The sequence below is a fragment of the Chryseobacterium sp. GTID13 genome, from assembly GCF_056172655.1.
The window spans coordinates 1,114,497-1,129,517 of the sequence record NZ_JAOCMB010000005.1 but is presented as its reverse complement, the minus strand read 5'-3'; the positions used below and the strand labels follow the sequence as shown (position 1 = coordinate 1,129,517).

General features: G+C 37.3%; 14 protein-coding genes and 1 pseudogene. 6 read left to right on the top strand and 9 right to left on the bottom strand.

The window, feature by feature from the left end:
* Genes N4G44_RS11590 through N4G44_RS11575 form a run of 4 tightly spaced genes read right to left on the bottom strand, consistent with a single transcriptional unit; the run spans position 1 to position 3,232 of the window.
* Positions 1-1,245 (bottom strand): sugar MFS transporter, encoded by a 1,245-nt coding sequence (locus tag N4G44_RS11590; protein WP_474926965.1) that lies wholly within the window; start codon positions 1,243-1,245, stop codon positions 1-3.
* A gap of 11 nt (positions 1,246-1,256) precedes the next feature.
* Positions 1,257-2,171, bottom strand: a complete 915-nt coding sequence (locus tag N4G44_RS11585) for a carbohydrate kinase family protein (RefSeq protein ID WP_474926963.1) — start codon at positions 2,169-2,171, stop codon at positions 1,257-1,259.
* Between the two features lie 54 nt (positions 2,172-2,225).
* Positions 2,226-2,525 (bottom strand): substrate-binding domain-containing protein, encoded by a 300-nt coding sequence (locus N4G44_RS11580; protein WP_474928330.1) that lies wholly within the window; start codon positions 2,523-2,525, stop codon positions 2,226-2,228.
* Entirely contained in the window at positions 2,468-3,232 is a 765-nt protein-coding gene (locus tag N4G44_RS11575) for a LacI family DNA-binding transcriptional regulator (RefSeq protein WP_474926961.1), read from the bottom strand. The genes N4G44_RS11580 and N4G44_RS11575 overlap by 58 nt, the downstream gene beginning before the upstream one ends.
* A gap of 368 nt (positions 3,233-3,600) precedes the next feature.
* Between N4G44_RS11575 and N4G44_RS11570 the strand changes: the two genes are divergently transcribed.
* Both N4G44_RS11570 and N4G44_RS11565 read left to right on the top strand, forming a co-directional pair.
* On the top strand, positions 3,601-4,062 hold the full coding sequence (locus tag N4G44_RS11570; RefSeq protein ID WP_474926959.1) for a MarR family winged helix-turn-helix transcriptional regulator: 462 nt from the start codon (positions 3,601-3,603) through the stop codon (positions 4,060-4,062).
* A 15-nt stretch (positions 4,063-4,077) separates the two neighbouring features.
* On the top strand, positions 4,078-4,581 hold the full coding sequence (locus tag N4G44_RS11565) for a transposase (protein ID WP_474926958.1): 504 nt from the start codon (positions 4,078-4,080) through the stop codon (positions 4,579-4,581).
* Positions 4,582-4,744: 163 nt separating this feature from the next.
* Here N4G44_RS11565 and N4G44_RS11560 read toward each other — a convergent pair whose 3' ends face one another.
* From N4G44_RS11560 to N4G44_RS11540, 5 genes are all read right to left on the bottom strand, one after another.
* A complete protein-coding gene (locus tag N4G44_RS11560) occupies positions 4,745-5,764 on the bottom strand; it encodes a hypothetical protein (protein WP_474926957.1) in 1,020 nt (339 codons plus the stop codon).
* A 279-nt stretch (positions 5,765-6,043) separates the two neighbouring features.
* Positions 6,044-6,493: a hypothetical protein gene (locus N4G44_RS11555; protein WP_474926956.1), complete on the bottom strand. Its 450-nt coding sequence runs from the start codon at positions 6,491-6,493 to the stop codon at positions 6,044-6,046.
* Positions 6,478-7,095, bottom strand: coding sequence for a hypothetical protein (locus tag N4G44_RS11550; protein WP_474926952.1), 618 nt, complete (start codon positions 7,093-7,095; stop codon positions 6,478-6,480). Before N4G44_RS11550 ends, N4G44_RS11555 begins: the two co-directional genes overlap by 16 nt.
* Before the next feature lie 198 nt (positions 7,096-7,293).
* Positions 7,294-7,866, bottom strand: coding sequence for a helix-turn-helix domain-containing protein (locus tag N4G44_RS11545; RefSeq protein ID WP_474926949.1), 573 nt, complete (start codon positions 7,864-7,866; stop codon positions 7,294-7,296).
* 211 nt (positions 7,867-8,077) lie between these two features.
* Positions 8,078-8,872 (bottom strand): tetratricopeptide repeat protein, encoded by a 795-nt coding sequence (locus N4G44_RS11540; protein WP_474926947.1) that lies wholly within the window; start codon positions 8,870-8,872, stop codon positions 8,078-8,080.
* A gap of 875 nt (positions 8,873-9,747) precedes the next feature.
* On the opposite strand from N4G44_RS11540, the pseudogene N4G44_RS11535 reads away from it, so the two are divergent.
* From N4G44_RS11535 to N4G44_RS11520, 4 genes and pseudogenes are all read left to right on the top strand, one after another.
* Positions 9,748-11,659 (top strand): annotated as a pseudogene (locus N4G44_RS11535) (polysaccharide biosynthesis protein).
* Between the two features lie 312 nt (positions 11,660-11,971).
* Entirely contained in the window at positions 11,972-12,682 is a 711-nt protein-coding gene (locus N4G44_RS11530; RefSeq protein WP_474926946.1) for a polysaccharide biosynthesis/export family protein, read from the top strand.
* Positions 12,683-12,685: 3 nt separating this feature from the next.
* Complete coding sequence (locus N4G44_RS11525) at positions 12,686-13,303, top strand: Wzz/FepE/Etk N-terminal domain-containing protein (protein ID WP_474926943.1); 618 nt, start codon at positions 12,686-12,688, stop codon at positions 13,301-13,303.
* Complete coding sequence (locus tag N4G44_RS11520) at positions 13,210-15,021, top strand: GumC family protein (protein ID WP_474926942.1); 1,812 nt, start codon at positions 13,210-13,212, stop codon at positions 15,019-15,021. Before N4G44_RS11525 ends, N4G44_RS11520 begins: the two co-directional genes overlap by 94 nt.

The following is a 15,021-nucleotide window of genomic DNA, read 5'->3' as shown; positions in this document are numbered from 1 at the left end:
TTATTTAAGTGTTTTGGGTTTGTAGAATTTTAATGCAAATAATAAAATAACCACATAGCAGAGAATAGGAAGGAGGTAGGCATGGGCAATATCTTTTTCTGCAATTCTACCCATGATCGGAGGGAAAACAGCACCTCCAAACATCGCCATAACCAGGAATGATGAAGCCTGTTGAACTTTTGATCCTAATCTTTTAAGGCCAAGACTGAAAATAGTAGGGTACATTACACTCAGGAACAGGTTGAGCAAAATAAGGCTGATAAATGATACCCATCCGAAACTCTGTGAAATAATCAGGCACAGAATGATATTACAGGCTGTAAAGATAGCCAGCAGTTTGTTGGGAGCTATGAATCTCATCAGGAAAGTTCCGATAAATCTTCCGATCATCATCATCGCCATGCTTAAAGAAAAATAATAGGAAGCCTGTATCTCAGGAAGGTGCATTTTCTCAACACCGTAATTGATAAAATAGGCCCATGTTCCACCCTGTGCGGCAATATTAAAAAATTGGGCAATGACTGCAAATATAAAATGTCTCTGCTTATAAAGCGGAGCATGTGGATCTGATACACTAAGGTCTTCTCCTTTTTCATTTTCTGAAATGATGATATCTTCCGCGTGAGGATCTTTAAGGTCCGGCACTCTGATAAAGCTGAAAATAATGGTAATCGCGAGAATGACAATCCCAATCCATGTATAAAGATTTTTTACTGAATCCAGAGATCCAGATCCGGTATCAGGCGTTCCGAAAATGAAATATCCTCCCAACAAAGGACCGATAATGGCTCCCAATCCATTAAAAGACTGTGCAAAATTAACCCTCTGATCACTCGTTCTTTCATCCCCCAAAGCGGCAACAAAAGGGTGGGCTACCGTTTCAAGGGTTGCCATTCCCATTGCAAGAACAAAAAGAGCCAATCTGAAAAAGTTAAATGAAGAAGTATTGGCGGCCGGAATAAATAAAAAAGATCCCAATGCGAACAGTGACAGACCTAAAATAACTCCCAACTTATACCCGAATTTTTTCATAAATAATCCTGCCGGAATGCCCATCAATGCATAAGCCCCAAAAATGGAAAGCTGCACCAGCCCTGATTTGGACTTCGAAATGTGAAGGACATTCTGGAAATGTTTGTTCAGGACATCACCCATGGTAAGCGCAATGGCCCAGAAAAAGAACAGAGAGGTAACAAAAGAAAGGATGATATAGTATTTCTTATCTGTAAATTTTGGAGTATTCATATCGTATGTTTTTAAGAGGTTTTACAGCTGTTTTTTTCTCTGAATGCCTTGAATTCTTCATAGGTATAATCCGGGCATGCTCCTGATTTTGAGGTGATAAAAGCCCCCAGTGAAGTTGCCTGTTTCATGATCTCTTCCGGGGATCTTCCCTGAATTCTTTTAGACAGGAACCCGGCCAGAAAAGAATCACCACTGCCTACGGTATCTGCAATTTCAATATGAACCGCCGGAAAATTATAAGCAGTATCTCCCACAAAATATCTGGCGCCTTTACTTCCTTTGGTAAGGACAATTTCATTGAGGTTAAAATAGTTCTGAAGATGTCTGATGCTGGTATCTTCATCAATATAGTCTTCACCGAGGTATTCAAGGATTGTTCTGAGTTCTGCCTTATTCATTTTAACAAGGTCAGCTTTATGCAATAATTTTTTAATGAATTCAAAATCAATAAAAGGAGGACGGAAATTAACATCAAATACTTTGAATTTTGAATATTCCAAAAGCTCGAGCAGGGTATTTTGGGAAACCTGGCTTCTTGTGATCAGACTGCCAAAGACAAATGCTTCAGAATTCTGTATCAGTTCCTTATGCTCTGGCAAAGGCTGGATATAATCCCAGGCAACATCCTGCACAATGTCATATGCAGCCTCTCCATGCTCATCAAAATCAGCAATGACAGTTCCTGTGGCCTTTTCCTGATCTATCTGTATGAAATCTGTTGTTATTCCCCAATCCTGAATCTGATGAAGAAGACGGTCTCCTAATTCATCATTTCCTATACGGCTAAGCATTTTGATATCGATTCCCATTTTGAAAAGGTTATAGGCAACGTTGAATGGCGCTCCGCCAGCTCTGGATCCGGTTGGGAAGATATCCCACAGAACCTCTCCAAAGCAAACGACATGGTTGAATTTATTTGTTCTCATATTAGGTTAAACGTTTAAGTTATTGTTTAAAAAAAATGTTATATATCAAATTAATTATTTTAAAGATGCTTTAGCAAACAGTTTTGCGGATAATGTTATTCTTTTTCCGGTTGCCGTATAATCATTGATTTGTCCGTCCAGAAGCTTGATAGCCTCTTCTGCCATTTCTTCAATCGGTTGCTGGATGTAGGTAATCTCCGTAGGGAAAAGATCATAGGCATCCGTTTCATCAAATGCGATTACAGATACCTGCTCCGGAACTTTTATGTTGTTTTTAACGAGGTAGGAAAGTCCCGCTACCGCAAGTTTATTGCTGGAAAAATATAGTGCTGTATTTTCAGGTTTTTCTCCCAGGTTTTTTCAAGCTTCACATGTACCTCCTGTGCAATATTTTCCAGTCCTACCAGGAGATATTGTATTTCAGCTGTTTTTTGGGAAGAGCTTACCGCTTTTTCAAAACCATGCTGACGGTCAAGAAGATGCGGGAGCTTAGTCTCGTAGCCCACGTAGATCATTTTGTCAAAATCCTTATTAAGAAGCAGGCTGGCTGTGCGCTCTGCGATCTCCTGATTATCAATAGTAATTCCGGGAACAGACACACCTTTAAGGTACCTGTCAATCGTTACAACAGGGTATTTAAGCTGAATAAGGTTTTCAAGTGTTTTTTCTGATCCTGCTACGGGAGCAACGATCATTCCGTCTACCTGTTGTTGTGAAAAAAGCCCGGTCAGTTTTTTAAATTTTTCTGCATTTTCATCAGAACTGCCGATGATCAGGGTATAGCCCAACTTTAACGCTTTATCTTCCAGATTCCTTGCCATATGGGAATAGAAGTCGTTGGAGATATCGGCAACGATCAATCCAAGAAGCTTAGTCTTATTGGTTTTAAGACTTTTTGCGATCTTATTCGGAGTGTAGTTAATCGTTTCAGCAATTTCAAAAATTTTTTTACGGGTGTCTTCACTGATACGCTGACCTTCCTTTCTGTTGAGAACATAAGATACAGTGGCTACGGAAACTCCTGCCAGCTTAGCAATATCTTTTATGGAAGATCTTTTCATTTAATTTTTTTAATGCACAAAAATATTTCAGAAAATAGTAAAAAAACAATAGCTGAGTTTTTTTGGTGGTTTCAGAAAAAAGTGTAATTTTGGCGGCTTTTTATTATTGATTTTAATTTACTCATTCTCAGTTAATTAGGCAATAATGTATACTTTAATATGAATAAATTGTTAATTCAATTTAAAAGAGCTGTTAATTTTGGTTAAACGTTTATCCAAATAAATTTTAAAATTTTCTTTACTTCAGGTTTATTTTCTAATTCGTGTTTATTTTCTATTCAATGAATCTGCTTATATGTCTAATTTATAGAAGAAAATTTTTTTATATAATAAAAAATATTTAGTTTTGTAACTAAACTATTTAGTCAATGAACAATAAATTGAATGATTTACTAAACCGTTTCAGGTCTGCAAGCAGAATGTATTCGGACGCTTCTGTAATGATGCATGAGACAATCGCCAGAAAAGCAGGATTAATGGGTTCTGATCATAAATATCTCGGGCTTATTCTCCAGCACGAACAGCTGACAGCAGGAGAGGTTTCGGATCTCACGGGATTAACGAAGGGAGCGGTAACAGGGCTTCTGGATCGTCTGGAAGCAAAAGGCTTACTGCACAGGAAACTGACTAAAGATGACAGGCGAAAGATTATTATAGTTCCTGATGTTGAAAATAGCATGAAGCTTCTTCAGCCGTTCTTCAATGATTTACAGGAGAGAACAACTCCTGTTATCAGCAGTTTTTCTGAAGAGGAAATACAGGTGATCGAAAGATATTTCCTTTTAGCAGCAAATGTGATGAAGGATTTTACAGAAACTTTGAAAAAATAACCAAAATTAATAATCATGGAAAATATAACAGTCAATTATTTGCACAGGGCTGAGCTCTGGCTTTGTGTAACCACGGTCATTTATTTTTTCATCAATGGAGCACAAATTTTTGAAACTCTTGTTTTTGTTCCCAAATGGTCTGCTTCCCCGCCTCAAAGTCTGGATATTTTGTCTGATGGCAAGGGAATGAGTTTAAAAATCTTTTGGATTCTATTTCATTCCATTCATGAGATTGCCTTTATATTGGCCATTATTTTCTGCTGGAAAATTGATCCGGTCAGAAACTGGCTGTTTGTCTTGTTTTTTATTCATTTTATGGTGCGGGTTTGGACTTTGATGTATTTTGCTCCCAATATTATAGATTTTCAAAAGATTGCAGATCAACCTTCTTTAGCTGCTAATCTAGCTGCGAGAATATCAAAATGGCAATTTCTGAATTATATTAGAGTAGCCATTTTTGTGGCGGTATCGTTAGGTCTTATTCCTTTATGCATTAAATTATTTTCCATGCGTGATTAACTTTTACAGTAATGCCAATATTGGTTTGTATGATTGGCTTCAGTGTGAATCACACCTTCCAGCAAAATCTCCCACATCTGACTTTACAAATGCAGGAGAAACCTTATTAAAGAAAAATAAAATTATTTGCCCTATTGATGGATACTGTTTAAATGGGTAAAAATTATTTTAACAAAGTCAGGGTGAAACTGTTTTCAGCAAAAGTATTTCTGGATGTATTTGAAGTACAGCCTGCAGCACATCTTACCTGCATATAGTAAGTTCCGGCTGTCAGGTAAGCTATATTTGAGGTATAAATAAAATCAAAACCTCCAGTGCCGGTAGCCAGGTGGATATCCTGGGAAGGAAATGCAGGATTTACATACGCTGTTGCACTTTTGCTTAGGTTATAGGCAATAAAGGCTCCGCAACCTGCCGGGGTTTTATTGGTGATAAGGCGTGGCGAAACAATATAATATCCGGGAACAGTAACAACAGCACTTGCTCCTACATAGGTCATTGTGCCTACAATATTAACACTATTACCTGTTGTTGAGTTAACGATAAGGGCAGAACCGGTAGTATCGCGCCATGTACCAACACCGCCTGAATCAGAAACCAGCACCTTTCCTTCACCCTGAGTTCCGTCTGTAATTTTAATTGCTCCCGGACTTGTTCCGTTATTGATATCTAATCTTGTGGCTGGAGCTGCAGTACCTAAACCTACTCTGTTATTGACAGCATCTATATTCAAAGTTGTATTGTCTACCTGAAAATGGCTGGTTCCGGAAGTAGCGGAAGAAGTGAAAGAAAGAGTTTTATCAGCCATTGTTACCACCCGGTCAGAAATAAGTGTACCATTATCTTTGTAAATATTGATATCCGCAGTATTTATTTTCTGCCATACCACCCCATCAAAGAAATAATATCCTTCTGCTGTAATGTTGATTGTTTTTGGAGATACTGTAGTTACTGCAGAAGTAGCATAAACAATATTTCCTTTGTGATCCGTTGTATACTGGGCATCTCCGGCTTTAATCTGGTCGCCTGTAAGCCTGGGGGCTATAAGCCCTTCCGGTCTGCTTCCATCGGTGGTTTTTGCCGTTACATCCAGGGTGGCTGTTGGAGAACTTGTGTTAATACCTATTTGGGATAAAAACAACTGCGAGAATAAAAGACAAGTAAATAAATGTGTTCTGTTCATTATTTATATTTTAGAATTGTGTTGTTTATAAACATGACCGGAGCACCCGGCCATGTAAGAAACCTGCAGAAGAATTGAGGGAATTTCTGCATGGGCTGAAAATCAATTGTGCCTTTAGAATCGTAAAATCATTAAAAGAATTAATGGGATGAACTATTTTTAAGCATCAATGAGAATTTTATTTTATAGATTATTTAATCAAAGTCAGGCATGGCAACCATTATTGATGTATTTTAACTGATGATTATAATATTGGTTAAAGAAGGCTTAGAAGCAAAATTATTTCTGAAACTCTACAAAAACATATCCCAAGGCACCAAAGCCAAGGCTGTCCCCATCTGCTATATGAAAGCTGACTCTATAGAAAGTTTTATCCACATAAGAAAAGAAGGTAAACTGTGCGAGGCCATCCTGTGCACAATTGACAGGAATCAAAGCAGGGTTGGGGCTGGACGGAATGCCTGCTCCTATATTGGCAAAAGTTGGGGTTATAGTTAAAGGAACACTATTAATAAAGGCAGATCCGTTTTGTGCCGTTCTGTACATTCCATGAATAATACCTGTATTATTGGTTCCGGTAGTTGTTCTTACCTGGATATAAGAATCTGTATTGGTACAGGTGGTGGAAGGATACCGGAATTCTAAGGAGCCAATAGCAACAGAGAAACTCGTGGGAGTGCCTGCATTGATATTGAATGACCTGAATGAAGTGGTTACAGAGCTTTGCACCACGACATTTCCATTGGCATCAATTCCCAGGGGGAAGTGTTGGAGGTAGGATTAGTGCTGTTATTGATATTGGTGAATTTTAATCCGGAACTTCCTGCCACACCTGATGCTATTTCTAATTTTGCTGTAGGATTACTGGTTCCTATTCCCACCTGGTTGTTGGCTGCATCTACAGAAAATGTAGTCCCGGCTACGGAAAAGGCATTGAGAACTGTACCGTTGAATGCCAGTGTATTACCGTTCTGTGTGACAATTCTGTTTTCTGTAAGAGAGCCATTGGAATTGTAAATATTGGTATTCAGTTTCACCCAGACGGTTCCATCAAAAAAATAAAAACCTGTGTTATCAATATTCACTGCATTTCCAGTTGGCGTTCCGGTAGCTATGTTATCCACATAAATAAGGGTGGAAGGTGTAACTCCGGTCATGCTTTGTGCTCTTTGCCTGTCAATTCTCGGGATTAGCATACCTTCTGCTGCCGTGTTTGTTCCTGTGGCATTTTTTGCCGTTACATCAAATGTTGCTGAAGGTGACGAGGTGTTAATACCAACTTGAGCAAAAATTCCACAGGGAATCAATAAAGTTAATAATAGCTTTTGCATTTTGTAATTATTCTTAGGTTTTAGTGTGACGGCTAATGGTAAGTATCCAATAATAACATATAGTCAGAGGGTAAAATTTCCTGATGGCTATTAGTGAAATCCCTGCAAAAGTAGCTGCTCTGCAAGCATATGAAAAGACAATACCTTGCCATTTTCGGGAAAATAACAAGGTATATAATGTTTGTATCGTGTTGTTTTTTAGTGGCTTGCGGATTTTTGCTTTTGGGATTCTTCCTGCAGGTATTTTATAAAAAGAGAAGGGGATAAAGAGGTTACTTTTTTAAATACCGTAGTGAATTTGCTGTGTGATGAAAAGCCAACTTCATCCGCCAGGGAAGCCATTTTATAATTCCTGTATTGTGGATCATTTTTAAGTTTTTCAATAATATAATTAATCCTCAATTCATTAATATAGTTATTGAAATCTTTCTTTTTATAAGTGTTGATTACATAGGAAAGATATTTGGTATTGGTTTCGAAATGGCCGGCAAGATATGGGAGAGAGATGTTTTTATTATTGAAAAGATTGGATTTTTCAAATTTTTTCATCTTTGCAAGAAGTTTTTGCTCGGTTTCAGGAGTCATCATTACAGGTGGAGAACTGCTTTCTATCTGAGGTGCCGGTATGGTTTCTGTATTTAAACTAATGATATTTTCAGGTTGAGACTTTTCATGAGCTTTTTCTATTATCTGCCTGAACTTCTCAATATTCTCTTTTTGCTGTATTCTAGACCGTATATAAAGTATGAGGGTAATAATGAGAAGAACCACAGCAGCAAGAATAAAATAGTTCTTCTGAATACTTTTGTTCTCTGCCTTTGCTATTTTCTTATCAAGCCTGGTGTATGATTCATCGATAAACTGACGGGTCTTTGTTTCTATTTTTTCTCTAGTGTATCTTTTCTCTGGTCTATGACTTTAAGCTTTTCAATATTTTCGGTCAGCAAATAATATTGTTTCTCTGTGCTGTAAACCTCTTTTTTTAGTTCAAGGTTTTCAGTCTTTTCAGATACTTTTTTGGCAAGGTCCAGGTATTGTCTGGCTTTGAGCGCATCTTTTTTTCTACATATACATTAGCCAGGCCAATGTAAATATAACCTGTAGTTTCATTTTCAGGAATATCTTTAGCTAAATTTAAAGCCTTCTTATAATGAAATAAAGAAGCATCCATATTTTTCAGATGGTAATAATTGGAACCAAGCATCTGTTCGTTATCAGCAGTAAAAAAATCTTTTTCTTTTATGACATTGTTGAAGTGAAGCTGAGATTGCTGAATATACTGGTTGGATTTCTTGTATTTTTTCTGATCCATTTCGTAATAGGCCATTTCTTGCAGAATCAATCCCTGGATTTTATGCGCTATTAACGTGTCCTTAATCATTTTACCGGTTTCGAGTGTTTTTTGAGCGTATTTTTTTGACTGGCTATAGAGCTCAACACCACGGTATTGACCGGCTAAAAAGAGAGAAATCCGTGCCTGCCAGTTTAAATCATCCGTATTCTCAATAATTGTTTCAGCTTTTTCGGCATACGACAGGGCTTTTTTAAACTCTTTCGCATCTCTGTAAATGTTGGCAGAAAGCATTAAACTTTTTGCCCGGAGGGTTGGCGTTTCAAAAGCCTTATATAAAGAATCAGCAATATAGAGTGCTTTTTTGAAATCTTTGGGAGCGGTTTCTAAATAGGTTTTATTGTATATTTTATTATAGGCAGCTAAATCCTGAGCCTTTACCAACAGGCAGAATACAAGATTTAAAATAAAGAAGAGTTTTTTCATATGATTGTATTAGCAAATATTCCGGTTATAAGTAAACAGAGCTTTAAAGGTTTAGTTCTTAAATAATTAGTTATGATTTAACCATTAAAAATAAATCTGAGAAGACTTGGGTTTCTCAGATCAGCTATTAAAATCTGTATTAACTAAAAGATAACGAAGTTCAAATTAAACGTATGGAAAATATGGATTTGAAGGTTTTTTACCATTATTTGAAGTAATTTGTGTAAAATTATGCTTTTAATTTTTATTTATTATAAATTCAATATGTATTAATTGTAAATAATACACTTCAATAATGGCTTGTCCGTTTTTTAAAATTTATTCTATACAAATTTTCATATGAAAATATGGTTTGGTTTGAATGTGGATTTCAAAAATATGATTAATAAAATATTTTATACTTTTATGAAAATTACAGATGATGGATGAAATTTTTAAAATGTTCAAACTGGATGTAGCGGAATCCGAGAGGATAAGTCGTTTGGAAAATTCCCCGCATTACCACGTACGCAAAGATTTGTAAGTAAAAAAGAGGTGCTTTTGTTTAATACAAAGCACCTCTTAATTTTGAGTTAATATAGAATATTTCACTATCCGGTATCTTGGTTTTTACCTTACAAAAAGTATACAATTACTATTAAAAAATGTTAAATATTATCTGTGTTTTCTTGTGCAAATTCAAAGCTGAAAATATTGTACAGCAATGAGATATGAATATTTAAAGGATAATTATATTGCAATATTTATAATATATTATGTATAAATTAATAAATAGTATTGAAAAATATCATTAATAATTAATTATATTTGCTTAAAATTAAAAACCACCAAATGTTGAATTAAGCAAAAAAATAACGTTTTAGGTCTTTTGTAGTATGGTGAATGTTTTTAAAATCAAAGAATTAAGATATATACCTAGGTGGTTGGTTTTTTTATTGATGTTTCAATCGTTTCTTTTTCTGTATTAACTACGTATCTATTCTTAATAAACCTGCATGTAAAAATTAATTTTACTGAATATTCCAATGAGAAAATTTTTGTGGTTATTCTTGTTAATATTCTGTTTATGCTTCTCTTTAAAACTTACGCAGGGATTATAAGATATTCTACCTTTTTCGATTTTTTCAGGATTTTGTGGTCTTCCGGTAGTACGCTCTTGGTATTGCTGGGATTGAGTTATATTTCGCATGTCACTTTAGGACAGCCTGTTTATCTGTATCCGGCACTCTTTTTATTTTTCTTTATTTCCGTCTTTCTGATGTTCTTTTTCAGAATGGTTACCAAGAAGCTTTTTAAAATGTTTATGCGGGCTGGAAATGGCTCGTCCAGATTAAGGATCGCTGTTGCCGGAGTAGAAGATGAATCTGTATCACTGGCCAACGCTATTATTCACAGTCCTGGACAGGCTTATAGGCTGGCAGGTTTTTTAGTGCCAGATCTGATTCCAAAAAAGCAATGCTTCTGGGGCATAAGGTATATAATAAAAAAGAGCTTCTTAAAAATGAACGTCTTACCAGCCGGTTCGATGCCGTTTTAATCAGGGAAACAATGAGCAGGCCGAAAATGGAAGAATGGATCACCCTTGCACTGGATAAAGGGCTGAAGGTACTGAAGGCGTCTGATATCAGCAAAGTTACCGAAGAAGGTCTTGTAGGAAGTATCCGTCCGCTTCAGATTGAAGACTTGCTGGAACGGAGACCTATAAAAATAGAAAATGAAGAGGTGAAAAGCGCTCATTTTGGCAAAAATATTCTGATAACCGGAGGAGCAGGGTCAATAGGGAGTGAAATTGTAAGACAGGTTGCTCAGTTGGGTGCATCGCTTATTGTTGTTGTGGACCAGGCTGAATCTCCTTTGTATGAGCTTAAGCTTGAATTGCTGGAAAGATTTCCCAATCAAAACTTCAAATTTGTGCTGGCAGATATTTCAAACCATTACAGGCTTGAAAGTTTGTTTGAACAGTACCGGTTTTCAACAGTTTACCATGCCGCAGCCTATAAGCATGTTCCTTTAATAGAAGATAATCCTCATGAAGCTATCTTTGTCAATATTGGTGGAACTAAAAATTTAGCTTTGCTGTCCAGACAATATAATGTGGATTGTTTCGTCATGGTCTCTACGGACAAGGCTGTGAATCCTACCAATGTGATGGGGGCTTCCAAAAGGGCGGCTGAGCTTTTTGTACAGTCGTTACAAAACTTTCCGGGAAATAGGACGAAATTTATCACCACCCGCTTTGGAAATGTTTTGGGATCCAACGGTTCTGTTATCCCGCACTTCAAAAAACAGATTGAAAAAGGAGGACCGGTCACCATTACCCATCCCGATATCATCCGGTATTTTATGACGATTCCCGAAGCCTGCGAATTGGTGCTTCAGGCCGGAACCATGGGGAAAGGAGGTGAGATTTATGTCTTTGATATGGGGAAACCGATTAAAATCCTTGATCTGGCAAAAAGAATGATAAAGTTATCCGGATATACACCGGATATAGATATTAAAATAGAGTTTATCGGTTTGAGGCCCGGTGAAAAACTCTATGAGGAGCTCTTAACGGATAATTCCACGACTATTCCTACCCATCATGAAAAAATAATGATCTCAAGGGATCCGCTGATGGAATTTGAAGACATCGAGATTTTATGCAAGCAGATCATGCGGGCAGCTATAAAAAAGGACAGTCTGCAGGTCGTTAAAATTTTAAAAGTGATTGTTCCGGAATTTATAAGTAATAATTCAGAATTTGAAATTTTAGATAAAACACCGGAACATGAAGTCTATCAGTAACATAGTTTTAATTATGTGAAAAAAGAAATAAAAATAATCAAATATTTTTGATGATTTCTTTTAATCGGAACGAAAATTGCTGCGAAAAGAATTAATCTTAAAATAATAGAGCACGTCATAGATTTTCACGTACACGTGAGATTTAAATAATAAATAAAGATATTCGTAACACGCTCCACATATGATTAATTCTAATAAGCTGAGCGTTAAAACAATAGATTAAAAAAACATATGAATAAAACTATTATTACGTATCTGATACTGTTTTCGGTTATTTTACTATCATGTAAACCCAAGCAGAATATGGTATACATGTCGAAGAATAATATGGAAGAGGAAGTGTCCAGGGCAAAGTTTCAGGGTCTGCATATTCAGGAGGGAGATGTTCTCCTTATCCTGGTTTCTGCACTTGACGAAATTGCAGTAAAGCCCTTCAACCTTAATACGACAAATAAGGTAGGAAGTGATACCAATACGGGAATTAACCAATACGTACAGCCAAGCGAATATCTGGTGAATGAGGAAGGATATATCTCTTTCCCAGTATTGGGGAATGTATATACCAAAGGAATGACGCAGGTACAGCTTAAACAGGAGCTGGAAACCCGTCTTAAAAGATATCTTACAGATCCTATGGTATCCATCAGTCTGAAAAATTTCAATGTAAGTGTTTTAGGTGAAGTGAAGGAACCGGGGCAGAAAGTAAGTGTTTCCCAAAAGATTAATGTGTTCCAGGCACTGGGTCTTGCAGGGGATATGACGGATTTTGGGGACCGTACAAACGTAAAGCTTATCCGTACCGGAGACGACGGAGCAGATCAGGTAGTCAATATTGACCTTACCAGATCGGACATCGTAAGCTCACCGTACTACTATATGAAGCAAAACGACATATTGTATGTACAGCCGGATAAAAATAAGCAGGTTCAGGCGAATTCCAATCCGAACAGGGCACTTACATTCCAGATTATCGGTGCTTTGCTGACGGCAGGTACTCTTATTATTGCTTTAACAAGACGATAAAATATGCAGCAGACAGAATTTCAGGCTAAAGAGGAAAAATTGAATATCAGAAAAACCATTTCCAAATACCTCTACAAATGGCCGTGGTTTATTGCCTCTATTTTGATCTTTTTATCAGGTGCTTATATCTATCTGAGGTATAGTGTGCCTAAATACCAAACCAAAACCACCCTTAAATTTGATAAAAAACAAAACGACCTTTCTTCGGCGTTAGCAGATCTTGATAACCTGGGAATAGGCCTGGGAAATTCAGATGAGCTGAAGAGTGAGGCTGCTGTTGTTAACTCGAGGCCCATACTGATGCAGGTGGTGAAAAACCTTAATCTCAATGTAGAATACTACAGCGCGGGGGAGATTAAAGATTCACAGCTCTTTTCCAAAATACCTATTACAGCAAAGATATTAACCTATACCAAAGAAAAGTTTGTATCGGCTGCTTATTCTATTACAGAAATAAAGGGAGACCAGTTTACCCTTCAAAACGATAAAAAAAGGAGTTCACAGGGAAATTCAATGTTCCTGTACAATTGGATTTCGGAACAGTGGTTCTTCAGAGAAATTTCCCAATTGCTGCAAAATCGGAGTATAAAATTATCTTCTGGAACCCAATTGAGAAAGTAAAGAAACTTGAAAAAACAATTCAGGTAAATTTACCGGATGAAAAGGCTATGCTAATGGACATCAGCCTGATAGGGACCCTTCCTGAAAAATCCGAAGCCATCCTTAACGAAGTTACCAAGCAATATAACCTGGACGGGCAGAGAGATAAAAACCTTCAGGCACAGAATACCCAGGAGTTTATCGATAAAAGACTGGAGGTGATCACTAAAGATCTTTCCGGAGTGGAAAACCAGAAAGAAGATTTCCAGAACCGCAACCGTATTGTTGATTTACAGGCTCAGGCAGAGCTGGCATTGCAGAATACCAGTGAAAATACCAAGGCACTTCTTCAGCAGCAGGCTCAGCTGGACCTTCTGAACTCACTTTCGGCGGAAGCTTCTAAAAGCAACAACCAGCTTATGCCTTCAAACCTGGGGCTTAATCCTTCGCTGGAACAAACGATTTCTCAGTATAATTTACTTATTATCAGCAGGAACAAAACCCTGAAGCAGGCTACAAATGAAAACCCGGCTGTCATAGAAATGAACAGGGAAATTGCTTCTCTTAAGGATGTTATCCGTGACAATATCCGCGAGCAGAAACAAACCGTACAAACAGGGATCTCCCAGCTTCAAAACCAGATCACCACAAATAACAGCGTTATAGAAAAAGTTCCCGGCCAATCTAAAGTATACAGGGGAATTGAGCGTCAGCAGAACCTTAAAGAACAGCTTTTCTTATTCCTTCTTCAGAAAAGAGAGGAAAATGCAATTAACCTGTCTGTAGACGTTCCGAAAGCTAAAATTGTTAACCCGGCATTTACTGAAGATGCAGTAGTGTCTCCTAAAAAAGATATTATTTTTCCAGGTGCTTTTTTCCTTGGAATTTTAATTCCTTTTGCCATCTTCTATCTGTTGTTCCTTTTGGATGACAAAATCTATAGCAGAGACGACATCAAAGAACGTTCCCGATTAGGCGTACTGGTAGATATCCCGTCACTTAAAGACAGTGAAAACCACCTGGTGCAGAAAAACGACTTTTCAGAACTGGCGGAAGCATTCAGGGTTTTGGTTTCCAACCTTAAATTTGTTCTTCCTGCTAAAGATTCGGCTAAAGTGATCATGGTAACTTCCTCTGTAAAAGGAGAGGGTAAAACCCTGGTATCCGTTAATCTTGCCCTTACCATTGCGAATAAAAGCGGAAGAGCCCTTCTGATTGGTTCGGATATCCGTAATCCTCAGATCCAGAGATACGACAGTGAACCGGTAAAAAGAAAAGGTCTTACGGAATTCTTATACGATGATTCGGTGAATGTGGAAGATCTTGTTCATACTTCAACCACCAACCCTTCATGTGATGTTATCTATGCTGGAGCTATTCCTCCGAATCCACAGGAACTGCTTTCTAATGGCCGTTATCAAAAGCTTATTGAGCAGATGTCATCCAGGTATGCCTATATTATTATTGACTCTGCACCGCTGATGCTGGTTTCAGATACACTGAGCATTGCAGATACGGCAGACGCGACACTATACGTAGTAAGATCAGGAATATCTAAAAATATACTGATAGATTTTGCCAACGATCTGGTAAAAGATTCTAAGCTTTCCAATGTATCCTTTGTCATCAATGATGTTTCAAGGCGTGCAGGAGGATATGGATATAACTATAGCTACGGTTATGGATACAGCCAGACCAAAGATAAAAATAGCTGGTGGAAGAAAATTTTTAAATCATAA

Excerpts from the sequence above, each read along its gene's own strand:
- N4G44_RS11590 (WP_474926965.1), bottom strand. The coding sequence starts at position 1,245 with ATGAATACTCCAAAATTTACAGATAAGAAATACTATATCATCCTTTCT.
- N4G44_RS11585 (WP_474926963.1), bottom strand. The coding sequence starts at position 2,171 with ATGAGAACAAATAAATTCAACCATGTCGTTTGCTTTGGAGAGGTTCTG.
- N4G44_RS11575 (WP_474926961.1), bottom strand. The coding sequence starts at position 3,232 with ATGAAAAGATCTTCCATAAAAGATATTGCTAAGCTGGCAGGAGTTTCC.
- N4G44_RS11570 (WP_474926959.1), top strand. The coding sequence starts at position 3,601 with ATGAACAATAAATTGAATGATTTACTAAACCGTTTCAGGTCTGCAAGC.
- N4G44_RS11565 (WP_474926958.1), top strand. The coding sequence starts at position 4,078 with ATGGAAAATATAACAGTCAATTATTTGCACAGGGCTGAGCTCTGGCTT.
- N4G44_RS11560 (WP_474926957.1), bottom strand. The coding sequence starts at position 5,764 with ATGAACAGAACACATTTATTTACTTGTCTTTTATTCTCGCAGTTGTTT.
- N4G44_RS11550 (WP_474926952.1), bottom strand. The coding sequence starts at position 7,095 with ATGCAAAAGCTATTATTAACTTTATTGATTCCCTGTGGAATTTTTGCT.
- N4G44_RS11540 (WP_474926947.1), bottom strand. The coding sequence starts at position 8,872 with ATGAAAAAACTCTTCTTTATTTTAAATCTTGTATTCTGCCTGTTGGTA.
- N4G44_RS11530 (WP_474926946.1), top strand. The coding sequence starts at position 11,972 with ATGTCGAAGAATAATATGGAAGAGGAAGTGTCCAGGGCAAAGTTTCAG.
- N4G44_RS11525 (WP_474926943.1), top strand. The coding sequence starts at position 12,686 with ATGCAGCAGACAGAATTTCAGGCTAAAGAGGAAAAATTGAATATCAGA.